A 23918-nucleotide genomic window follows, 5' to 3' on the forward strand; every position below is an offset into this window, starting at 1 on the left:
ATTTCGGATTTCGGATTTCGGATTTCGGATTTCGGATTTCGGATTTCGGATTTCGGATTTCGGATTTCGGATTTCGGATTTCGGATTTCGGATTTCGGATTTATTTTAACTAGTAAAGTTACAAGAAATTTTAATGGAGTAAATATTATAGTGATAGCCGAAACAAGATAGCTAGATTTCTAAAATTTAAGCTGATATCCGACGTCCGATATCCGATAGCTATACCTTCACAACCGATGAGTCTCTAATAATCAACTCCGTATAAAGTTTGAAAGTCTGGTAAGTTTGAGGAATGCTTGAGGGTTTTCTCTCAATTAAATCAAGCAATAACTCCGCCGAACGTTGACCCATTTCTAAGGACGGTTGTACTACTGTCGTCAAGGCTGGCTCTAACATAGAGGCAGCCTTGAGGTTTGTAAAACCAACCATGGCTATTTGTTCAGGAATCGTAATGTTTTTCTTTTTCAGAGTCGCCAAACAACCTAAGGCAAGCCTGTCGCTTACTGTTAATATGCCATCTGGAGGATGTTTTTCGGATAAAAGCTCGTCAATGAATGTTTCTATGTTTTCTAAAGAATAATTAGAATACTTAATCATGGCTTCATCTACAGGAATTTCATATTTATTCAAAGCTGCGATATAGCCCCTTACTCTTTCTTTGGTAATGGATAAATAAGGCGAGCCAGAAATATGGGCAATTCTTCTTCTTCCTCCACGAATAAGGTGCTCGGTAGCAGTGAAAGCACCTTCAAAATTATCAGAGATTACTTTATGCGTGTTTATTTCATCCGATACCCTATCAAATAATACGATGGGCATTCCTTTCTCATTAAGTTCTTTTAACTGAGAAACATCATTGGTTTCTCCAGCTAATGAAATTAACAATCCATCCACTCTTCGTGAGGCGATGTGTTTGAGGTTGATGTTTTCTCTTTCAAAAGACTCGTGGCTTTGAAAAATAACAACATGATAGCCTCTGTTATACGAAATCGCTTCAATGCCATTGATTACTTGCGAGAAAAAAGGATTATCTATTTCAGGAACAATTACGCCAATCGATCTGCTTTTGTTTTCTTTCAAACTCAAGGCAATTGGGTTTGGTCTGTAATTATACTTCTCAGCATATTCAATGACCATTTTTTTGGTATCAGGATTAATTTCATAGCTTCCTCTCAAAGCCCTAGAGACCGTAGAAGTAGATAAATTTAATGCCTTCGCAATATCTTTGATAGTAATCAGTTCCAATGTTTTGTTCTTTGATTTGTACAATTACAAAAGTATAATTTTTTTATGGCTAAAAAATAGGGCAGACTACTAAATTCTATTAAAAATCTCAAATTGTATTAAATAAGTATAAAAAAGATTATTAATGAGAACGTTCCCGATAACGTTTGCATAAAAATATTCAAATATTTACTTGAACGCTGTACTTTTAAAGCATAGGTTTGTTCTGGGTTTGGTGGATAGTTTTTCTGACCAAATATTTTAAATCTTGGAATAATTAAAAAAATAAAACTTATGAGTTTATCATCATTATTTAGTTTAGAAGGTAAAGTGGCTTTAGTTACTGGTTGTGACAGAGGTATCGGAATGGGAATGGCATTGGCATTGGCCGAAGCAGGAGCAGACATCATTTGTGCAGCCCTTACCCTTGAACCTGAAAATAGTGAAATTGAAAAAGGAGTGAAAGCTTTTGGCAGAAATTTCACTGGTTACAATGTAGATTTAAGTGACAGAGCTACCCTTTATGCTTTTATTAATGAAGTGAAGGCTAAACATCCACAAGTTGATATTTTGGTTAATAATGCTGGTATGATTTTGAGAAATCCAGCGGCAGAACACTCTGACGAATATTGGGATAAAGTTTTATCAATCAACCTAGATGCTCAATTTATCTTAGCACGTGAGTTCGGTAGAGATATGGTAGCTAGAGGCTCTGGTAAAATTATTTTTACAGCTTCTTTATTAAGCTTCCAAGGTGGTATCAATGTACCAAGTTATGCGGCTTCAAAAGGAGCAATCGCTAGCGTTGTGAAAGCTTTGGCTAACGAGTGGGCTTCAAAAGGTGTAAATGTAAACGCTATTGCTCCGGGTTATATCGCTACAGATAATACTGCTGCGTTAAGAGCTGACCCAGAAAGAAGTAAATCTATCCTAGACCGTATTCCAGCCGGACGTTGGGGCGAACCAACAGACTTCAAAGGTCCAGTAGTTTTCTTGGCTTCTGAAGCTGGTGCTTATGTAAACGGAACGATCGTGGTAGTAGACGGTGGTTGGATGGGAAGATAAGCATCCTTTTACAATTATATTATTCAATTAATAAGATTTAATAACATGGAAAGTAGATACGAAAGTAGCCCCAAAGAAGTGGCTAGTATGAATACGGAAAGTTTGAGAGCTAATTTTTTAATCGAAAAATTGTTCGAGGCTAACCAAGTAAATCTAACTTATACACATTATGATAGAGTAATTACAGGCGGAGTAATGCCTGTAAATGCTGTAGTTGCTTTGCCAAACTATGATGCACTGAAAAGTGATTATTTTTTAGAAAGAAGAGAACTAGGAATTATCAATGTTGGGGGTGATGGTAAAATTACCGCTGATGGTGAAGTATTCTTGATTAATAAATTAGACTGTTTGTATTTAGGAAAAGGTGTTAAAACGGCGTCTTTTGAAAGTATCGATGCAACTAATCCAGCACAATACTTTTTGATTTCATCACCAGCACACCATTCGTATCCTACTCGTTTGATGAAAAAAGAAGAGGCTTCACCAGTAAATTTGGGAAGCAACCAAACTTCTAATGAAAGAACGATTTATAAATACATTCACTTGGATGGTATTCGTAGCTGTCAATTGGTGATGGGCCTTACGGTGTTAGCAAATGGTAGTGTTTGGAATACAATGCCTGCCCATACGCATGACCGTAGAATGGAAGTATATTGTTATTTCGATATTCCTCAAAACCAAGCGGTTTTACATTTGATGGGTCAACCACAGGAAACTCGCCACTTATTTGTATCGAATCACCAAGCGATTATTTCACCACCTTGGTCTGTTCACTCAGGTTGTGGTACAGCAAATTATTCATTTATATGGGCAATGGCTGGTGAAAACCAATTGTTTACCGATATGGATTTTGTAGAGATTCCTTCTTTACGATAATATTTTCTATCTCCCTGTCATATAATTTAAGTAGAGATTAGTAAATAGTGATTGGTGATTAGCGGTTCAAGTTTCTAATTATCAGTTGTTTACGATAAATGAAAGCCTTGCTTAAATTATATGATAGAGAGAAAATAACATGGCGTTATTAAGCCTTGGGTAGGCTAAGTAAAATAAACGAAATTAGCGTGTGGATTAAAGTGCTATGCATCAGGGTTTTAAATTGCATTGGCGACAACTTAAAACTCATCACTCACAATTCACAACTCATACTTAACAATCTCTATTTACAATGAAAAAAATACTTTGTCTCATATTATGTGTTGTTCTTACGGCTTTTAAAAGTACGGAGGAGAAAATGACGGTTTTCCTCATTGGTGACTCTACCTGTGCTGATAAACCACCAGTTGATAGTCCTGAAACGGGTTGGGGAATGATATTACATAATTATTTAACTGAGACAGTCCAAGTACAAAATCATGCTGTAAATGGTAGAAGTACCAAAAGCTTTATCAACGAAAAACGTTGGGAGGCTGTAACAAAACAATTAAAAAAAGGAGATTGGGTATTAATTCAGTTTGGACATAATGACCAAAAGATTGCTGACAGTACTCGTTATGCAGCACCCCAAACTACCTACAGAAATAACCTTATTAAATTTGTCAATGAAACTAGAGCAAAAGGTGCTAATCCTATTTTGATTACACCCGTGATGCGTAGAAAGTTTGATACTAACGGACAGTTTGTAGACCAGCATGGAGAGTATCCTGCGGTTGTAAAAGCTGTAGCAAAAGAATTAGGTGTGGCATTGATTGACCTTCATGCCAAAAGTAAAGCAGTAATTGAGCAACATGGAATAGAAGGTTCGAAGAAATTATTCATGCACTATACAGAGGGATTTTATGCTAAACATCCCAAAGGAATAGCAGACGATACCCATTTTTCAAAATACGGTGCATCGGTAATGGCGAGTTTAGTAGCGGAAGGAATTCTTGAATCAGGGGCTGAATTAAAGAGTTTTTTAAAGAAGTCAGAATTTCAAGAGAAGTATGAATTTGAATTGCCAAAGTACTATACGCCAGTATTTAAAAAGGATACGTTTAATATTATCCGTTATGGTGCAAAGTCTGATGGAATTACCGTAAATACTGTAGCAATAAACCAAGCGATTCAGACTTGCTCAGAGTCGGGAGGGGGTACTGTTTTGATTCCAAGTGGCCTGTGGTTAACAGGGCCTATTACCATGAAATCGAACGTAAATCTGAATGTTGCTAAAGGCGCAGTATTACAATTTAGTAGAAATATAAATGACTACCCAATTATTGCAACAACGTGGGAAGGTGAAGAAGCTTACCGTTGTCAAGCACCAATTTCAGGGGTTGATTTAATAGATATAGCCTTAACGGGTGATGGTGTAATAGATGGCGGAGGAGATGCATGGAGAGCCATTAAAAAAAGTAAGCAAACAGAGGCACAATGGAATAAATTGGTGAAATCTGGTGGTGTTTTAGATGACGCTAAAAATACATGGTATCCCAATGAACAGTCAAAACAAGGTGCTTTGTTAGAAGGAGGAAGTAAATTGTCTAACGGCAAAACAGCCAAGGATTACGAAGCAATTAAAGGCTTTTTAAGACCGAATATGGTGAGTTTAACACGTTGTAAGTTCATCTTATTAGAGGGATTACATTTCCAAAATTCACCTGCATGGACGCTCCATCCATTACTTAGCGACCATATTACGATGAGAAATGTAGACGTTAAAAACTACTGGTATGCTCAAAATAGCGATGGAGTAGATTTAGAATCTTGTAGAAATGGTATCATGGAAAATTGTACTTTTGATACGGGTGATGACGGCATTACGATTAAATCGGGGAGAGATGAACAAGGTAGAAAAAGAGGTATCCCGACTGAAAATTTTATCATTAAAGACTGCAAAGTATATCACGCCCACGGAGGATTTGTAATTGGTTCAGAGATGTCTGGAGGAGTGAAAAATATGTATGTATCTAATTGTACATTTTTGGGGACAGACGTAGGCTTACGTTTTAAAACAGCAAGAGGTAGAGGAGGGGTAGTTGAAAAAATATATGTCAACAACGTACAAATGACAGATATAGCAGGCGAAGCAGTATTGTTCGATATGTATTATGCAGGAAAAGACCCTGTTTCTCTGAATGGAGATTCTGATGAATTGCCGCAGATGGAAGCTAAACCTTTGACAGAAGCTACGCCACAATTCAAAGATTTTTATGTAAGAAATATTAATTGTTTGGGTGCCGAAACAGCGATAAAAGTAAGAGGTTTACCAGAGATGAGCGTTAAAAATATTTTAATTGAAAATGCAGTATTTCAAGCAAATACAGGTTTACTTTGTATTGAAGCAGAAAATATTTTGTTAAAAAATATTACTTTGATAACAAAAGATAAAACGACCATGCAGGTACAGAACAGTAAAAACGTAACTCTTGACGATATTCGCTATGGAAATGCTGAGGTGCTATTGAAAATTACTGGAGAGCGAACGCAAGGTGTTAAATTACTGAATACTGATGTTTCAAAAGCTAAGAAAGAAGTAGAGTTTGGAAAAAAAGTATCTAAAAACATTTACAGTAATAAAAAATAATATGCTATCAGTAAAAGAATTAACCTTGGTGTCTGATGAACAGGTAGCTTGGGAAGAACTCGGCGGAGGAATCAAAAGAAAAGTAATGTCATATAATGATGATATTATGTTGGTGAAAGTGGCTTTTGAACAAGGAGGCGTAGGAGCGATTCACTCACATCCCCATTTACAGATTAGCTATGTTTCAGCAGGTGCTTTTGAAATAACCATCGGAGAGGACAAAAAAATATTAAAGACAGGCGATGTTTACTTTGTACCATCAGATATACTGCACGGAGCAGTCTGTTTAGAAGCAGGTGAATTAATAGATGTCTTTTCACCCATGCGCGCAGACTTTGTTTGATAGTTAGTGATTTTAGGTAGTTAGTGATTTAGTGAATGGTGATTTAGTGAATGTTTTTCTAAGACTAAAATTCCTTCATGCATAAATCTTTTAGTCTAATATCTTTTAGTCTAATATCTTTTAGTCTTAAAGTCCAAACATCCTAAAGTCAAAAGAACGAAAGTTTACAGTCTAATGTCATCTAGTCCTAAAGTCATAAATCTTTAAGTCAAAGAAACAAAAGTCTAGCGTCTAATGTCTTTTAGTCTAAAATCTTTTAGTCCTAAAGTCCTAAATCTTTAAGTCTAAAAAAACAAAGTCTAAACATCCTAAAGTCAAAAAAACAAAAGTCTAACGTCTTTTAGTCTAAAATCCTTTAGTCCTAAAGTCCTAAATCCTAAAGTCTAAAAACCAAAAAAAGAATCAAGCATTATTAATATACATAAAATGGTTGGGTTGTAAAGTTTGCTACCCAACTACTTTTCTCTATTAAAGATTTCTAACATAATGAATACTTCTCAAAATCAAATAAACCTCAGTAAAGGCAATGTAGCACTTCCTGAATCTTTGTTTAATTTACCTGAAAAGGTATTACAGTTTGGAACGGGCGTACTGTTAAGAGGCTTGCCAGATTACTTTATCAATAAAGCTAATCAGCAAGGAATTTTTAATGGTAGAATTGTAGTGGTAAAGTCAACCGACGGAGGTGATGCCGAAGCTTTTGACCGCCAAGATAACCTTTATACTATTTGTGAAAGAGGCATTCAACAAGGAAATGTTTTTGAAAAGAATACTATTTCATCAGCCATTAGTCGTGTATTATCAGCTAAAACTGAATGGGATGCTATTTTGGAATGTGCTAAAAATCCAGATTTGCAGATAATTACTTCTAATACGACAGAAGTAGGTATTCAATTGGTACAGGACGACATTAAGCAGTCTCCTCCAATTTCATTTCCGGGTAAAGTATTAGCCTTTCTTTATGCTAGGTTTAAAGCTTTTGAAGGCAGTAAAGAACACGGAATGGTGATTGTTCCGACGGAATTGATACCTGACAATGGAAAAAAACTAGAAGGAATCATTTTCGAGTTAGCACATCGTAATGCCCTTGAATCTGAATTTATTGATTGGCTAGAATCGTCAGTAACGTTTTGTAATTCATTAGTAGATAGAATTGTACCAGGTAAACCAAGCCCTGCTGTCAAAGCAAGTATTGAAGCAGAATTAGGGTATCAGGACGATTTATTAATCGTATCAGAAGTATATCGTTTGTGGGCTATTGAGGGAAATCAAAAAGTTAAAAATATCCTATCGTTTCATCAAGCAGACGAAGGCGTGATTATTGAGCCCAACATCGATTTGTATCGTGAATTAAAATTACGTTTGCTCAATGGTACACATACACTTAGTTGTGGTTTAGCATTTTTAGCAGGCTTTAAAACTGTAAAAGAAGCCATGCAAGATGAAGTAATGTCTGCTTTTATCAATAATTTAATGTTGGCAGAAATAGGATTAGGGATTCCTTATAAAGTAGATGAAAAAGTAGCTCAACGTTTTGGCATGCAAGTGATAGATCGTTTCCGTAATCCTAATCTAGACCATCAGTGGTTGAGTATTACGGTACAATACACATCTAAAATGAAGATGCGAAATATTCCAACGTTGTTGAATTATTACAAAATTTATCAATGTGTTCCTGAATATATTGCTTTTGGTTTTGCGGCATATTTATTGTTTATGAAGGCCGTCAAAGAAGAGAATGGTAAATATTATGGTATTCATGAAGACGAATATTACCAGATTCAAGATGATAAGGCTGATTATTTCTTTGCAAAATGGGCTAAATTATCAAGCGATGAATTGGTAATATCAGTATTGAGTGATAAAAACCTTTGGGAAACAGATTTAATAAATATTACAGGCTTTGCGGAAAGTGTTACAGCATTTTTGAATCAAATGATTGAAAAAACAATGAATACTTCTTTAAAAACATACCTTAATAAAGGTGAATTGGTTGAGTATAGTAAGGCTTAGTCTTACTTTTAAGTTCAAAATACTCTGTGTGAACTCAAAGAATTAATACTTTAACCAATCATCAAATATTCATCGTGAAAAGAAACGTTTTAAAAATTCATCCTAACGACAATGTGATTGTCGCTTTAACAGATTTATCGAAAGGTCAAACTGTGGAGTTGGATGGCCAGACTTATACCCTGACTGAAGATATTGCAGCTAAACACAAATTTGCTACTGAGGATTTTGAAGTAGGAGCCGAAATTAGAATGTATAACGTATTAGTAGGAAAGGCTCAATCTCCAATTCTGAAAGGAGGTAGTATCAATATTTTCAATGTGAAGCATGCGGTAGATTCATTTGAATTGCGCGAAAACCATGCAGAATGGCAAGCACCGTCGTTAGCGGCTTTTGAAGGTAAAACATTCAATGGATATCACCGCCCAGATGGTAGCGTAGGTACGGCTAATTATTGGTTAGTAATTCCATTGGTATTTTGTGAGAATCGTAATATCGAAGTACTTCGTGAAGCTTTAGTGGACGATTTAGGGTATGCTCGTACGCATGATTACCAAAATCAAACGCATGATTTGATAGCGTTGTACAAAGCGGGTAAAACTGTTGAAGAAATTTTACAAGCTGATTTACAAGCGCAAGGTGAGAAAGATTCAAAACAAAAGCTTTTCCCAAATGTAGATGGCGTAAAGTTCTTATTGCATGATGGTGGCTGCGGAGGTACTCGTCAAGATGCCCAAGCACTTTGTGGATTATTAGCAGGTTATATCACGCACCCTAACTGTGCAGGGGCAACGGTATTGAGTTTAGGATGCCAGAATGCACAAGCTAGTATCTTACAAGAAGAAATCGCTAAACGTGATGCTGACTTCAAAAAACCACTCTATATTCTAGAGCAACAAAATATTGGTACGGAATCTGACTTGATGGCGTTGGCATTGAAACAAACCTTTGTAGGGTTAATTCAGGCAAACCAAAATACACGTCAGCCAGCACCATTAAGCAAATTGTGTATTGGGTTAGAATGTGGAGGATCCGACGGTTTCTCTGGTATTTCTGCCAACCCTGCTATTGGCTATACGTCTGATTTATTAATAGGCTTGGGAGGTTCGGTTATTTTAGCTGAATTCCCAGAATTATGTGGTGTTGAGCAAGAATTAACTGACCGTTGTTTGAACCCAGAAGATGCTAAATTGTTCAGCTATTTGGTAAATACTTATAATGACCGTGCGAAGGCTGTAGGGTCAGGGTTTGATATGAACCCATCACCAGGGAATATCAAAGATGGTTTAATTACAGATGCTATCAAGTCTGCTGGAGCTGCTAAAAAAGGAGGTACTTCACCAGTGACTGCGGTATTAGATTATCCAGAACCAGTAAAAAAAGCAGGTTTAAACCTTTTATGTACACCGGGCAATGATGTTGAGTCGACAACTGCTGAGGTAGCATCGGGTGCTAATCTTGTTTTATTCACTACGGGCTTAGGAACACCAACAGGAAACCCTATTGCTCCTGTAGTTAAAATTGCAACAAATACGAAATTGTACGAAAAGATGTCGGATATTATCGACATCAACACTGGAACAATTATCGAAGGTGACGAAACAATAGAAGAAGCGGGAGAACGTATTTTGAACTACGCAATTAAGGTAGCTAGTGGAGAAATTGAAGTTTGTGCCGTTAGAAATGGACAAGATGATTTTATTCCTTGGAAACGTGGAGTATCTTTATAGGATTGAAAATTGAGTATCGAGGATTGATTTTCAATATCTTTTAACATCAATCCTCGCTTATTTGAATTCTCAATACCAAATCAAAATTTTTACCAAAATGCTGTACACGAAAACATTCTTAGACGAAGATTTCCTTTTACAAACTGCAACTGCTAGTAAACTGTACCATGAGTTTGCTAAAGAGATGCCAATTATTGATTACCATAATCACTTACCACCAGACCAAATTGCAAGCAACAAAAGCTTTGGCAATTTAACACAAATCTGGTTGTATGGCGACCATTACAAATGGCGTGCGATGCGTGCGAATGGTATCAACGAAAGCTATTGCACGGGCGATAAGTCTGACTATGAGAAGTTTGAAAAATGGGCAGAGACAGTACCTTATACAATGAGAAATCCATTGTATCACTGGACTCACCTAGAATTACAGCGATATTTTGACGTTCACGAAATTTTAAATCCAGCTTCGGCACGTAAAATTTTTGATGAATGTTCTGAAAAACTACAATCTCCTGAATATGCAGTCAGAGGATTGTTGTCAAAAATGAATGTAAAAGTTGCCTGTACTACAGACGACCCATTAGATTCATTAGAATATCACCAAGCGATTAAAACTGAAGGAACACTGGATACTAAAGTATTGCCTACGTTCCGTCCAGATAGATTTATTTTAATTGATAATCCTAATTATGCTTCATTTATTGAAAAATTAGGAACATTGGTTAATGTAGAAATTAGTACATTCTCGGCTTTAGTTTCGGCATTAAAAACACGTGCAGAATTCTTTGCTTCAATGGGTGGAAGGTTAGCCGACCATGGGTTAGAGCAAATTTATGCAGTAGATTTCACCGAAGAAGATGCCAATAAAGTTTTCCAGAAAACAATAGCTAGACAAAGTATCAGTGCTGACGAGGCTTTGTTGTTCAAATCGGCGATTTTACACAGCTTAGGCGTAATTTATCATGGATTAGGTTGGACACAACAGTTCCACTTGGGAGCGTTGAGAAATAATAATTCAAGAGCAATGCGTTTGTTAGGGCCAGATACTGGTTGGGATTCAATCGGAGATTTTTCTCAGGCGGCTTCTTTGTCTAAGTTCTTAGGTCGTTTAGATGAATATGACCAATTGGCACAAACTATTATTTACAACCTTAATCCACGTGATAACGAATTGATGGCAACCATGATTGGTAACTTCAATGATGGTTCTGTAGCAGGTAAGATTCAGTTTGGTTCAGGTTGGTGGTTCCTAGACCAAAAAGATGGCATGGAAAGACAAATGAACGCTTTGTCGAACATGGGCTTATTGAGTCGCTTTGTAGGAATGCTAACAGATTCAAGAAGTTTCTTGTCATTCCCACGTCATGAATATTTCCGTAGAATTCTTTGTAATTTATTAGGGAATGAAATTGAAAACGGCGAATTACCAAACGATATAGAATGGATCGGAAAGATGGTTCAGAATATCTGTTACAATAATGCCAAAGATTATTTTAAATTTTAATAAATAGAAGTAAGCTTTAAGCAATAAGCACTGAGCTTTTGTATCATAAAAAATCTCATAGCTTATTGCTTAAAGCTCATAGCTGATAAATCATGAATAAAGTTTGTTGTTTCGGAGAATTGTTATTGCGTCTTTCACCAAAAGCTGATGGAGTTTGGATACAAAATGCTTCAATGCCTGTGTTTGTAGGTGGGGCAGAATTGAATGTCGCTACTGCTATAGCTAACTGGGGAATTAATACTAGCTATTTCACAGCACTACCTGAAAATTCTTTAGCAAACGATATAAAAAAATATATAGCCGACAAAGGAATTGATACTTCGGTCATTAATACGTCTGGAGAAAGAATCGGGACATATTATTTACCACAAGGAGCTGACTTGAAAAATGCTGGCGTAATTTATGACAGAGCATATTCGTCGTTTTCAGTATTAAAAGTGGGTCAGGTAGATTGGAAAGAAGTGTTGAAGGATGTGTCTTGGTTTCATTTTAGTGCCATTAGTCCAGCCCTCAATCAAGATGCAGCAGATGTTTGCTTAGAAGTATTAAAAGTAGCTTCAGAGATGAATATTACTATTTCTGTAGATTTGAATTACCGCTCAAAACTATGGAAATATGGCAAAAAGCCAACAGAAATAATGCCTGAATTAGCACAATATTGTGATGTAATTATGGGTAATCTTTGGGCGGCGAATACCTTATTAGGAATAGATATTGACCCTTTGTTATTAACAAGCCTTGAAAAGCAGGCTGATTACGATTATCCTGCACATGGGAAAGCAACTTCTGAAGCTATCCAAGCGAAGTTTCCTAAGTGCAAATTTGTAGCCAATACGTATAGATTTGATCATCAAAAAACAGGCATTGAGTATTATACTACTCTTTTTACAGAGGGAAATCAATATCAATCACCCGTATTTTTTGCTGATACAGTAGTAGATAAAATAGGAAGTGGAGATTGTTTTATGGGTGGATTAATCTATGGCTTATCTCAAAAACATGAGCCTCAAGAAGTAATCAATTTTGCCGCTGCTGCTGCTTATGGGAAACTCCAAGAGTATGGCGATGCTACTCAACAAAAAGTGGAAGCAGTAAAGCTGATTCTTGAAAATTATCTTTAGTTATTAAGTTGTCGAGTGTTATTTAAAATAACAAGCTTGCATCTCTTGATATAACCTATTTGTTTAACAATTAATATTGGCTTTTATGAAAAATGAAAACTTAGCTTTACCTGTTGGTATTACTTTAGATCGGTTCATTATGCGGAATCAAGAGGCATTTCAATTTGCTTCGGGAGAATTATCGCAGTTATTGAGGGATATTGCTTTGGCAAGTAAAATTCTGAATCGTGAAATCAATCGTGCCGGATTGGCTGATGTAACAGGGCTGTTAGGTTCACAAAATGTACAAGGGGAAGCTCAGCAAAAATTGGATGTCATTGCAGATATACGTTTTTTAAGAGCACTTAAAAATGGAGGAGAAGTTTGTGCCATCATTTCTGAGGAAGAACCTGAAATTATTCTGACGGGAAATAATCATGCGAAGTATGTTATCGCTATTGACCCGCTGGATGGTTCATCAAATATTGATTCTAACGTGTCAATTGGTACAATTTTTTCAATTTTTCGTAGAAAAACGCCTATTGGGTCAGTCCCTTCTATGAAGGATTGTATCCAAAGAGGTGATGAACAAGTAGCGGCAGGGTATATTTTATATGGATCTTCAACCATTTTAGTATATACTACAGGCAAGGGTGTGAATGGCTTTACTTATGATAATTCTTTAGGAGAGTATTTCTTATCTCACCCACAGATGCAGGTAAACCAAAGCGGTACTATTTTTTCTTGTAATGAAGGAAACTTCTATGACTTTCCAGAATGTATTCAAGAGTATTTGAATGAATGTAAGCAAAAAAGATATTCAGGCAGATATATTGGGTCATTAGTCGGAGATTTTCATAGAAATCTTTTAAAAGGTGGAGTATATTTGTACCCACCAACACGTCATAACCCTGACGGAAAATTAAGGTTACTTTATGAATGTTTACCCTTGGCTTTTATTATTGAACAAGCTGGTGGGAAAGCATCTGATGGAAAGCAAAGAATTTTAGAAATACAGCCTCAAAATCTTCACCAACGCTCGCCTTTATACATTGGTTCGTCGAGCATGGTAGAAGACATTGAAGAATGTACTAAAGCGACTGAAAATCAGTTTTCGTAGAAAAAGTATGAATTTTAAATGATGATTGAGTAAGTTTTAATGTTTGAATAGTTTTAAACATATTTCGATAATCAATTAGTCCAAAAAATCTTAAAAATATAAACAAGTATGGCTTTTTTTCAACCCAAAGTATTAAATCAATTACTAGCTGATTTTCCAGTGGTGCCAGTATTTTATCATGAAGAAATTGAGTTAACTCAGAATGTCATCAAAGCATGTTACGATGGTGGTATGCGTGCTTTTGAGTTTACTAATCGTGGAACAAAAGCTTTAGATGTTTTTAAGGCAATATATCCATTTATTCGTGAAAACTGCCCAGAAATGGCATTAGGGATAGGCACAATTTTTACGGTTGAACAAGCCAAAGTTTTTATTGATGCAGGGGCTGATTTTGTCGTACAACCAGTAATTACACCAGAAGTTGGTGCATTTTGTCAGGCAAGTAATATCGCTTGGTTTCCTGGGGCAGCTACTTTAAATGAGATTTACACAGCAACACAGTTAGGTGCTGAAATTGTGAAGATTTTTCCTGGGAATGTAGTGGGACCTGGTTTTGTAAAATCAATGAAAGGTCCAATGCCCAATGTGAAAGTAATGGTAACAGGTGGAGTAGAACCTACTGAAGATAGTTTAAAACAGTGGTTTTCTGCGGGTGTTACAGCCGTGGGAATGGGGTCACAATTGTTTCCAGCTAGTTTATTAGCTAGTGCCAAATTTGACGAATTGACGCATACTGTTGAATCTTTGATGAAATATGTTGAAGGCTTGAAATCAAAAAAATAAAAATTCACTAAATTAGCTTACCTCAATTTTTTTAACATTCATGGAAAACACCTTAGGGAAGTATCGTTGGAGAGTAGTAGCATTGCTTTTTTTTGCCACCACAATCAGTTACCTTGATAGACAAGTAATTGCCTTATTAAAACCAACATTAGAAAAAGAATTTAATTGGGCTGAAAGTGATTACAGTAATTTAGTAATGGCATTTCAGGCTGCGTATGCAGTAGGATTAATGATTTTTGGAGGAGTTATCGATAAGATTGGCACGAAATTAGGATATGCTATTGCAGTAGCTTGGTGGAGTACAGCGGGTGTATTAACTGCTTTTGCTGGAAGTACCCTCGGTTTTGGAATGTTTCGTTCTTTATTAGGGTTAGGAGAAGGTGGAAACTTTCCTGCTGCTATTAAAAGTGTAGCAGAATGGTTCCCTAAAAAAGAAAGAGCTTTAGCAACAGGTATTTTTAACTCGGGTGCAAATATTGGGGCAGTAGTAGCACCAATAATGGTTCCTTTTATATTAGCAAGTTTTGGTTGGGAAGTAGCGTTTATCGTTACTGGTGGCGTAGGTTTTATTTGGTTGATTTTCTGGTGGATTGGCTATGAAATTCCAGTTAGACAGAAAAAACTTTCGAAAGAAGAATTGTTCTATATTCAATCTGATAACGAACCAGATACTTCACAAGAAAAACCCGTAAAATGGATCACTTTGTTGGGGATTCGTCAAACATGGGGTTTTATCTTCGGAAAAATGCTTACTGACCCAATCTGGTGGTTTTTTCTTTACTGGTTGCCATCTTATTTCTCAGAAACGTTTAAATTAGATTTAAAAAAGCCAAGTTTAGAATTAATCGTTGTGTATACAGCCACTACCATAGGAAGTATCGGTGGAGGTTATATATCAGGATATTTAATCAAGAAAGGCTGGCCAGTATTTAAAGCACGTAAAGCTGCGATGTTGAGCTTTGCCATTGCAGTAATTCCTATTGTTTTTGCACAATATTGTTCAAACATTTGGCAGGCAGTAGTGTTAATTAGTTTAGCGGCGGCGGCTCACCAAGCTTGGAGTGCTAATATTTTCACGACGGCATCTGATATGTTTCCTAAAAAAGCAGTAAGTTCAGTTGTTGGTTTAGGGGGAATGGCAGGGTCAGTAGGGGGAATTTTATTCCCAATGATTGTTGGACAATTGCTTGATACATATAAGGCGCAAGGAAATATCACTGCTGGTTATAACATTATTTTTATCATGTGTGGCTGTGCATACCTATTAGCATGGGGAATTATGCATTTGTTTACACCAAGAAATGAACCCGTAGTCATTTAAAATATTAAATTGGATAATAGTAGAGTGTTTACAGGTATCGCAGCTAATGTGATACCTGTTTTGTTTTATAGCATTTCCATTTTCCCTTTATTGCTTCATCTGCTGTTTTTATCCTTACAACAGCAAAGTAGGGCTATATATCTAATCTAGTTTTAGGAAATAGCAAAAGTCAATACAAAGAAGTATTTTGCATTAAATTACATTTCAAACAAACTTCATAACTAAATATGAAAAAACTATTTCTCTTATCGGGTTTATTGTCGGTTTCATTATGGACTATGGCCCAAAACACTTACCAAAATCACACACAGCTTTCTTCTAGACTCAAAGCATTAAGTTCAAAGTTTTCCTCTAGCGTTACTATTCAATCAATTGGTAAAAGCAAAGGCAATCGAGACATTTGGGCTTTAACCCTTGGAAAAGGAAACACCTCGACTAAACCAGCAATCGCTATTATTGCAGGCGTAGATGGAACACACTTAGCAGGTACAGAATTAGCCATTCAAATGGCTGAAAAACTAGCGAGTGCAAGCGGAGACTCAATAGCGAAATTGTTAGATACAAAAACGTTTTACTTTATCCCGAGTGTAAACCCTGATGCACAAGAGCAATTTTTTGCGAAAACGAAATTTGAAAGAGGAGGGAATGATACACAAACAGATGATGACCGCGACGGTTATTTGAATGAAGACCCTTTTGAAGATTTGAATGGTGATGGTATCATCACTCAGATTCGTGTAGAAGACCCAACGGGGACTTTTATTGTAAGTAAAGAAGACCCAAGAGTATTGATAAAAGCAGACCCAGCCAAAGGAGAAAAAGGGAAGTATTTATTACTAACAGAAGGCACGGATAATGATAAAGACGGTACATTTAATGAAGATGGCGTAGGAGGAGTAAACATTGATAAAAATATGACCTACGACTATCCAATTTTTACGGCTGGCTCTGGCGATTTTGCTGCATCAGAATCAGAAACCAAAGCTTTATTGAGTTTCTTGTACAAAGCCACTAATGTTTTTGCAGTATTGACTTTTGGCCCTGCTAACAACTTAACTGAAGCTCCAAAATTTGACAGAAGCAAAACAGCCAAAAGAATCATTACTGGAATATTAGAAAAAGATGCTACTGTAGGCGAACAAATTGCTAAACTATACAATACTCAAACAGGCTTGAAAGATGCTCCTGTTTTGCCACAGACCAAAGGCAACTTGTCACAAACTGCTTATTTCCATGTAGGTAGATTTAGTTTTACAAGTCCGGGCTGGTGGACACCTAAAATACAAGCTCCCAAAGATAGTACTAAAAAAGAAGTAGCTACTCCTAGCAAAACTTCGGATAATGAGGATGTAAAATATTTAAAATGGGCAGATGCACAAAAATTAACGGACGTATTTGTGAATTGGCAGTCGATAAAACATCCTGACTTTGCTAACAAAAATGTAGAAGTGGGAGGGATTGCACCTTATGCAAAGCTGAATCCACCTGTAAGTTTCCTGACAGAATCTGCTAATAAACACGTAAAGTTTGTAACAGCTTTGGCAATGCAAATGCCAGAAATACAAATTGTAGATGTAAATGCTGAGGCTGTTTCAACAGGATTAACTAGGGTAACTATTAAAGTAATCAATACAGGTTTATTACCAACTTATGCAGAAATAGGTGACAAAGTTCGTTGGGTGCAAAAAGTAAAAACAGAATTGAAACTAACAGGAAATCAAGCCATCGTTTCAGGGAAGAAAATAAATCTAAGAAGTGCTTTAGGAGCAGGTGAAACTCAAGAATATTCTTGGTTAATCAGTGGTAATGGCTCAGTAAATATTGAAGCTGGTTGCCCAACCACAGGCGTAAAAACTGTAAATGTTAGCTTAAAATAACCAAATGAATATTAAAGCTGATAGATGTTAACTATTAATTTGAATCAAATCCAATGAAAAAATATATCTTTTTAGTCCTTTTAACCTGCTCGTTTAGTGCTTTTTCACAAGAAAAAATTCAAAATGACGACCTAACTGGTTTAAGAGCAATAGGCTCGCCAGCGAACCCAAAAGTAAAAATGGCTTGGAATCATTACAATGACTATGCGATGATTACTAAGTTTTGTCAGGATTTAGCCAAGGCATATCCAGATTTAGTAAAAGTAGAATCGATGGGTAAGTCTTTTCAAGGCAGAGACATGTGGGTACTAACGATTAGTGATACTAAAACTGGCAATGTAAGCCGTAAACCGGGTTTTTATATTGATGGCAATATTCACTCGAATGAAATTCAAGGTACCGAAGTGGCCATGTATACAGCTTGGTATTTAGTTGAAAATTTTGCCAATGTAGCCTTTATCAAACAGCTATTACAAGACAAAGTATTCTATATTACGCCGACTATTAATCCTGATGCCCGTGAGGATTTCTTGAAAAATCCTAACAATGCCAATTCGCCACGGTCGGGGATGATGGCGATGGATGATGATGGCGACGGACAAGCCGATGAGGATAAATATGATGATTTAGACGGCGACGGAAACATTGTAATGATGAGAAGACGTTCTGCAACAGGTCGTTGGAAGGTAGACCCTGAAAATCCGCAAAGAATGGTTCCTGTAAAAGCAGATGAAAAAGGCGAATATGAAATGCTAGGATATGAAGGAATTGACAATGATGGAGATGGTTTAATTAACGAAGATGTATTGGGATATTATGACCCTAATCGCGACTGGGCTTGGAACTGGCAACCTGATTATGTTCAACGTGGGGCATTGTTCTATCCGGGTACTTTACCAGAAACGCAAAGTATCAAAAACTTTATCATGAACCACCCAAACATTGCAGGAGCACAGAGCTATCATAACAATGGAGGGATGTTTTTACGTGGACCGGGTGCAGAAGAAGATGCCCCATTTTATACTACTCAGGATGCATCAGTGTATGATTATTTCGGGAAAATTGGCGAAAAGATGAATCCTGGCTATAAATACTTTGTCATTTATAAAGATTTATACACGGTTTATGGGGGCGAAATAGATTGGTTTGCTTTAGGAAGAGGTATTTTTACGTTCTCAACTGAATTGATGACATCTTATAAATTGTTCAATAAAGTAGGTGAGGAAGGACGTTTTCAAAATAATGAATTTGAAGAATTTAGTCGCCTGATGCTATTTGGGGATGCCTACGTAGCGTGGAAACCTTTTAAACATCCACAGTATGGAGATATTGAAATTGGAGGTTCAAAGAAAAACTATGTAAGGGCACATCCAGGTTTCTTATTGGAAGAAGACGCTCATCGAAATATGGCCTTTACTATTTTGCATGCTTCGCAAATGCCTAAACTGGATGTATTAGAAATTAAGCAAAAAGCGTTGGCTGGTGGTTTAACAGAAGTAACGGCAATTATTGTCAACGAGAAAGTAATTCCAACCCATTCGGCACATGATATAAAGTATAAAATTGAACGTCCTGATTTTATTACGTTAAAAGATGCAACTGTTGTGGCTGGAATGATTGTTGAAAACGAAGATACTAATCTTACGAAAGAACAGCTAAATAATCCACAGACGATATCGGTTCCGAGCATTCCGGGAATGGGTACTGTAAAAGTACGTTGGATTGTTAAAGGTAAAAGTAATAAATTTACGGTTGAAATCGATAGTAAGAAAGGAGGGCTTGTTTCTAAGACCTTATAACATAATTACCTACAATGGAAAAAATTAGATCTACAACCGTTCTGGCGGTGGTGCATAATGGCGAAGTAGCAATTGGTGCAGACGGACAAGCGACAATGGGAAATACCGTTGCCAAAAATCATGTGCGCAAAATCAGAAAAATGTTGGATGGAAAAATTGTAACAGGTTTTGCAGGTTCAACGGCTGATGCTTTTTCATTACTTGAGCGTTTTGAAGAAAAGCTAAATGCTTATGGTGGCAATATGAAGCGTGCAAGTATAGAATTAGCCAAAGATTGGCGTACTGACCGCTATTTACGGAAACTAGAAGCCATGATGATTGTTGCCAATAAAGAAGAAACTTTGATTATTTCAGGAACTGGCGATGTACTAGAACCTGAGAATGGTATCGCTGCTATTGGTTCTGGAAGTAATTATGCCCTTTCAGCAGCTTTGGCAATGCGTAAACACGCGGCTCATCTAAGTGCAGAGGAAATCGTCCGTGAAGGTTTAACCATCGCAGCAGATATTTGTATTTACACAAATCATAATTTTATTATTGAGAAGCCAGTTTAGGCTCTAGGCTGTAAGCAATAGGCTTTTGTTTGCGACTTTAAAAAATCTGCAAAATCAGCGAATTAAATCTCCATAAATCTGCGGGTAAAATAACGTTTTTAACCCGCAGATTTTCGCTGATTGGATACGCTGATTTACGCTGATTCATTTTTTGACGATATCAGACATCCGAAAGCCTACTGCCTACAGCATAATAAAACAGCCATAAAAAAAATCAATTAACCTGTATCTTGAAACTATTTTTTTATTAATCTTGTATTCCAATAGAGTAAGTATTTAGAAAACTTTAAATTGAATAAAACTATGTCATTAAGATTAGGAGATATTGCACCCGACTTTACAGCGGAAACAACTCAAGGAACAATTAATTTTCATGAATGGATTGGTGACTCATGGGCTTTACTTTTTAGCCACCCTGCTGACTTTACACCAGTTTGTACAACTGAATTAGGAAAAACGGCTTTATTGAAAGGTGAATTCGAGAAAAAAGGAGTTAAAGTAATCGCTGTTTCAGTAGATGATTTAGACTCACATAATAAATGGGTACCAGATATTGAAGAAGTAAATGGTGTGAAAGTGAATTTCCCAATCATTGCTGATTCAGACCGTAACGTTGCTACGTTATATGATATGATTCACCCAAATGCTTCTGAAAAAGCGACAGTTCGTTCGGTATTTATCATTGGGCCAGATAAAAAAATCAAGTTGACATTGACGTATCCTGCTTCTACAGGACGTAATTTCCAAGAATTGTTAAGAGTAATCGACTCGCTACAATTAACGGCTAATTACCAAGTAGCTACTCCAGCAGACTGGAAAGATGGTGAAGATGTTATCATTACACCAGCAGTAAAAACTGAAGATGCAGCGGCAAAATTCCCTAAAGGTTTTACGATTGTTAAGCCATATTTGAGAACAACGCCTCAGCCAAACAAATAATCGTTCAATGATTTTTTAAATCATTGCATAGAAAAGGCAAGAAGATGAAATATCTTTCTTGCCTTTTTGTATTTTTGTAATATGAATTCTTTAAAACTACTCAAAAAGCGCTTCCGATTACTCCCTCGATTTGTCAGGATTGTACTTATTTCTATCCTATTGCTCTTTTTGTCTTTTGTTATCTATATCAATCTTCGCCCAAACCCTAACGAATGGACGAAAGTCTCTAAATTAGGGATTACAGTGCCTTTACGTTACAAAATTCATGGTATCGATGTGTCACATCATAATGGCGTGGTGAATTGGAAGGAAGTAAAGAAAATGAAATTCTCGGATGAGAATTTAAAACTTGGTTTCTGTTTTCTAAAAGCTACGGAAGGAATGAGCCATGCCGACCGTCAGTTTGAAAGAAACTGGGAACAAGTAAAAAAGAGTGGTTTAAAAAGAGGAGCTTATCATTTTTTTATTACTTGGCGTGAGCCCGTTGGTCAGGCGAAAAATTTTATTAATTCTGTAGATTTAGAGGAGGGAGATTTAGCTCCTGTGTTAGATATTGAACAAAACTCTTTGAAGCCCGACAAGCAAATTATTAGTGAGATTCAAACTTGGTTAGATATTGTAGAAAATCATTATCACAAAAAACCGATTATTTATACTAACCCCAACTTTTACAAGAAGTTTATCAAAGGAAATTTTGATGAATATCCGCTTTGGATTGCTGATTATTCAAGGGAAATATTAAAAGGGTATAATTCAAATTTATGGTTTTGGCAACACAATCAGCGTGGTTGGTGCGAGGGTGTAAAAGGTACGGTTGACTTTAACGTGTTTCTAGGTAATCGCGAAGATTTAGAAGCCTTGTGTTTATGATAGTTTATTTATGATACTGATTTTAGGATTGAGATTATTAGTGGGAAACAGAATCATATCCGATCCCGTAGTGGTAGCCACAATAATCCAATAAATCCTAATTCAGACAAATTTAAGGTTATTAGATAGTTCTTACCTCATGGCATTATTTACAGGCTGACTATCTACAAACTGCTCAAATTTTATAATCTTTCCTTCTTTCAGTTTCCAGATATGAGCAACCCTCGCTTCAAAATATTTACCTGTTATTTTGTATGTACCAGTATAGGTACCGTAGGCTACTACTTTATCATCACTAGCAACATAGTCTTCGGGAGTGAACTTATAATTTATCCATTCGCCTCCTAATCGGCTAAAAACATTCTTAGTAACACTTTCTAAACCGATATAAGTGCCTGCATAAGGAAATCCCTTGGCTTCTGTCCAAGATATATCTTCAGCTACGTATTTGGCTAAATTTTTTCCGTTTTCTTCCGACGTTTTTCCTTCGTAAGTGCTTTTAATAATCTCAAGATTTGTCATTTCCTTCTTTTTTAAAGAGCAACTTGACAATGCCAGAAACATTGCCAAGTTGAATGTGATTAATTTTACCATTTCATTTCTCCAGTGTTCACTTTTGCTCCTATTTGCAAAGCAATGTCAAAAGTAAGAGTTGGATATTTTTCTTTGAGGGCTTTAATTAAATCTTCCGAAGTTTTGTTTGTTTTCAAAGCCTCTTCATAAAACTGGATATAACTTTTGGTGTGATTTACTGCTGAAATATCAAATGGAGAATTAGCATTTGCATGTGCAGGAATCACTATTGTTGGTTTTAAAGCTTCAATTTTATCTAAAACATTTATCCAGTTTTTGCGAGCGTCTGTTGTTTGGGCATCTGCCATCCAAAGATTAAAAGTCGTTCCAAAAACATTGATACCTCCTACAACTGCCTTAATGGACGGAATCCAGACGAAAGTTTTTGAAGGAAATTCTTCTAAACCTACAATTTCTAATTTTTGACCCTCCAGTTCAATACTATTTCCTTTTAAAACTTGCGGTAAAACAACATTTGATGTAATGGCTTTGCCTAATCTTCCGCCCCAAATGTCTAATTTTTTCTGTGCTGTAGCCTTGATAGATTCAACGGTTGCTGGCGAAGCATAAGCAGTAACATCAGGAAAATATTTTTTGAAAACTTCCAAGCCAAAATAAAAATCAGGGTCGGTGTGCGAAACATAAATAGTCGTTAGTTTTTTACCTGATTTTTTGATTTCCTGTGCTACCTTTTCGGCATCTGCTAAGGTAAATTGTGCATCAATTAATACGGCATCCGTTTTTCCTGATACAATTACTGATGCTACCCCAAAACTGTTTTCTGAGGCATTATAAACCTCAAGTTTAAAATTGCTTGTTTCAATCGTTTTGAAACTTTGTGCTTGTCCGTCCATTTTGAATAAAATTAAGATTGTTAATAATATTGTTGAAATAAGGTTTTTCATCTTTGCTGTTGTTTTAAATTGATGATGCAAAGATGGGAGCAAGCAAAGCACAAAAACTTTAAAGTAGTTTAATAAAGGAGGGAGACAAGCTATTTTTTTAAAGAAATTTTCTTTCGGATATTGCTCAAAAAGACATTAGTAATGCCCAAATAGGCAGCAATTTGCAGATTAGAAAGGCGTTGGATAAGTTGTGGGTATTTTTCAGAAAATTCCAGATAACGTATTTCAGCAGTTTTGCTCAGATTATCTATCATCCTTCTTTGAAGGGCAACATGCGTTTTTTGAGTCATTACCCTAAATAATTTTTCTATTTTGGGTAAATTGACATAAGCAAATTCTTTATCTTTTTTTGAAATTAGCAGTACTTCGCTATCTTCGATAGCTTCTATAAAAAGTTGTGATGGTTTATCATTCGTAAAACTATCAATATCGGTAATCCACCAATTCTCAAAGGCGAAATAGAGTATTTGTTCAACTCCGTCTTGGTCAATATGATATACGCGAAAAAGCCCTTTGACAACGAAGCCTTCAAACTTGCAAACTTCGTCTTTCCTCAATAAAAAACTTTTTTTCTTAATGCTTTTGTATTGAAACAAATTGCAGAATTCTTCCATTTCATCATCTTCAAGAGAGATATGTTTGGATATATTTTGTTCGAGGAGATTTTTCATCTTGAGAGTCTATTATGATGCT

General features: G+C 36.2%; 20 protein-coding genes. 16 read left to right on the forward strand and 4 right to left on the reverse strand.

All coding sequences use genetic code 11. The features are described from left to right. Positions 1-219: 219 nt before the first annotated feature. Positions 220-1245 carry a LacI family DNA-binding transcriptional regulator gene (locus tag J2Y60_RS13545; protein WP_309918541.1) on the reverse strand — a complete coding sequence of 342 codons (1026 nt, stop codon included), beginning with the start codon at positions 1243-1245 and terminating at the stop codon, positions 220-222. 273 nt (positions 1246-1518) lie between these two features. Here J2Y60_RS13545 and kduD point away from each other — a divergent pair, with 273 nt between their 5' ends. The 16 genes from kduD (at position 1519) to J2Y60_RS13625 (ending at position 21747) form a co-directional block, all read left to right on the forward strand. Beyond that, positions 1519-2289 carry a 2-dehydro-3-deoxy-D-gluconate 5-dehydrogenase KduD gene (kduD, locus tag J2Y60_RS13550; protein ID WP_309918545.1) on the forward strand — a complete coding sequence of 257 codons (771 nt, stop codon included), beginning with the start codon at positions 1519-1521 and terminating at the stop codon, positions 2287-2289. Positions 2290-2334: 45 nt separating this feature from the next. After that, entirely contained in the window at positions 2335-3165 is an 831-nt protein-coding gene (gene kduI / locus J2Y60_RS13555; RefSeq protein ID WP_309918548.1) for a 5-dehydro-4-deoxy-D-glucuronate isomerase, read from the forward strand. Positions 3166-3457: 292 nt separating this feature from the next. Beyond that, entirely contained in the window at positions 3458-5794 is a 2337-nt protein-coding gene (locus tag J2Y60_RS13560; protein WP_309918550.1) for a glycosyl hydrolase family 28 protein, read from the forward strand. 1 nt (position 5795) lies between these two features. Further along, complete coding sequence (locus J2Y60_RS13565; RefSeq protein WP_309918553.1) at positions 5796-6137, forward strand: cupin domain-containing protein; 342 nt, start codon at positions 5796-5798, stop codon at positions 6135-6137. A gap of 486 nt (positions 6138-6623) precedes the next feature. Next, positions 6624-8150: a tagaturonate reductase gene (locus J2Y60_RS13570; protein ID WP_309918556.1), complete on the forward strand. Its 1527-nt coding sequence runs from the start codon at positions 6624-6626 to the stop codon at positions 8148-8150. Positions 8151-8224: 74 nt separating this feature from the next. Further along, the gene (locus J2Y60_RS13575) at positions 8225-9877 is read left to right on the forward strand and encodes an altronate dehydratase family protein (protein WP_309918559.1); all 1653 of its coding nucleotides are present in this window, start codon (positions 8225-8227) and stop codon (positions 9875-9877) included. A 97-nt stretch (positions 9878-9974) separates the two neighbouring features. Next, positions 9975-11384, forward strand: a complete 1410-nt coding sequence (gene uxaC / locus J2Y60_RS13580; RefSeq protein WP_309918561.1) for a glucuronate isomerase — start codon at positions 9975-9977, stop codon at positions 11382-11384. Positions 11385-11476: 92 nt separating this feature from the next. Continuing rightward, complete coding sequence (locus J2Y60_RS13585) at positions 11477-12505, forward strand: sugar kinase (RefSeq protein ID WP_309918564.1); 1029 nt, start codon at positions 11477-11479, stop codon at positions 12503-12505. 85 nt (positions 12506-12590) lie between these two features. Beyond that, positions 12591-13604 (forward strand): class 1 fructose-bisphosphatase, encoded by a 1014-nt coding sequence (gene fbp, locus J2Y60_RS13590; RefSeq protein ID WP_309918566.1) that lies wholly within the window; start codon positions 12591-12593, stop codon positions 13602-13604. 108 nt (positions 13605-13712) lie between these two features. Beyond that, positions 13713-14387 carry a bifunctional 4-hydroxy-2-oxoglutarate aldolase/2-dehydro-3-deoxy-phosphogluconate aldolase gene (locus J2Y60_RS13595; protein ID WP_309918569.1) on the forward strand — a complete coding sequence of 225 codons (675 nt, stop codon included), beginning with the start codon at positions 13713-13715 and terminating at the stop codon, positions 14385-14387. A 40-nt stretch (positions 14388-14427) separates the two neighbouring features. Continuing rightward, on the forward strand, positions 14428-15708 hold the full coding sequence (locus J2Y60_RS13600) for an MFS transporter (protein ID WP_309918572.1): 1281 nt from the start codon (positions 14428-14430) through the stop codon (positions 15706-15708). A gap of 227 nt (positions 15709-15935) precedes the next feature. Beyond that, on the forward strand, positions 15936-17585 hold the full coding sequence (locus J2Y60_RS13605; RefSeq protein ID WP_309918575.1) for a M14 family metallopeptidase: 1650 nt from the start codon (positions 15936-15938) through the stop codon (positions 17583-17585). Between the two features lie 53 nt (positions 17586-17638). Next, a complete protein-coding gene (locus tag J2Y60_RS13610) occupies positions 17639-19384 on the forward strand; it encodes a M14 family metallopeptidase (RefSeq protein ID WP_309918578.1) in 1746 nt (581 codons plus the stop codon). A 14-nt stretch (positions 19385-19398) separates the two neighbouring features. After that, on the forward strand, positions 19399-19938 hold the full coding sequence (gene hslV / locus J2Y60_RS13615) for an ATP-dependent protease subunit HslV (protein ID WP_309918581.1): 540 nt from the start codon (positions 19399-19401) through the stop codon (positions 19936-19938). A 303-nt stretch (positions 19939-20241) separates the two neighbouring features. Beyond that, complete coding sequence (locus J2Y60_RS13620; protein WP_309918584.1) at positions 20242-20877, forward strand: peroxiredoxin; 636 nt, start codon at positions 20242-20244, stop codon at positions 20875-20877. Positions 20878-21045: 168 nt separating this feature from the next. After that, the gene (locus J2Y60_RS13625; RefSeq protein ID WP_309918586.1) at positions 21046-21747 is read left to right on the forward strand and encodes a GH25 family lysozyme; all 702 of its coding nucleotides are present in this window, start codon (positions 21046-21048) and stop codon (positions 21745-21747) included. A gap of 132 nt (positions 21748-21879) precedes the next feature. Here the strand turns inward: J2Y60_RS13625 and J2Y60_RS13630 are convergent, their stop codons facing one another. The 3 genes from J2Y60_RS13630 to J2Y60_RS13640 all read right to left on the reverse strand — a co-directional run bounded on the left by J2Y60_RS13630 (position 21880) and on the right by J2Y60_RS13640 (position 23896). Further along, positions 21880-22269: a nuclear transport factor 2 family protein gene (locus tag J2Y60_RS13630; protein ID WP_309918589.1), complete on the reverse strand. Its 390-nt coding sequence runs from the start codon at positions 22267-22269 to the stop codon at positions 21880-21882. A gap of 65 nt (positions 22270-22334) precedes the next feature. Beyond that, the gene (locus J2Y60_RS13635; protein WP_309918591.1) at positions 22335-23225 is read right to left on the reverse strand and encodes an MBL fold metallo-hydrolase; all 891 of its coding nucleotides are present in this window, start codon (positions 23223-23225) and stop codon (positions 22335-22337) included. Between the two features lie 89 nt (positions 23226-23314). Further along, entirely contained in the window at positions 23315-23896 is a 582-nt protein-coding gene (locus J2Y60_RS13640; RefSeq protein WP_309918594.1) for a Crp/Fnr family transcriptional regulator, read from the reverse strand. Between the last annotated feature and the right edge of the window lie 22 nt (positions 23897-23918).

Origin of the sequence: Arcicella sp. BE140, from assembly GCF_031456255.1 — a bacterium.
Classification (GTDB): Bacteria; Bacteroidota; Bacteroidia; order Cytophagales; family Spirosomataceae; genus Arcicella; species Arcicella aquatica.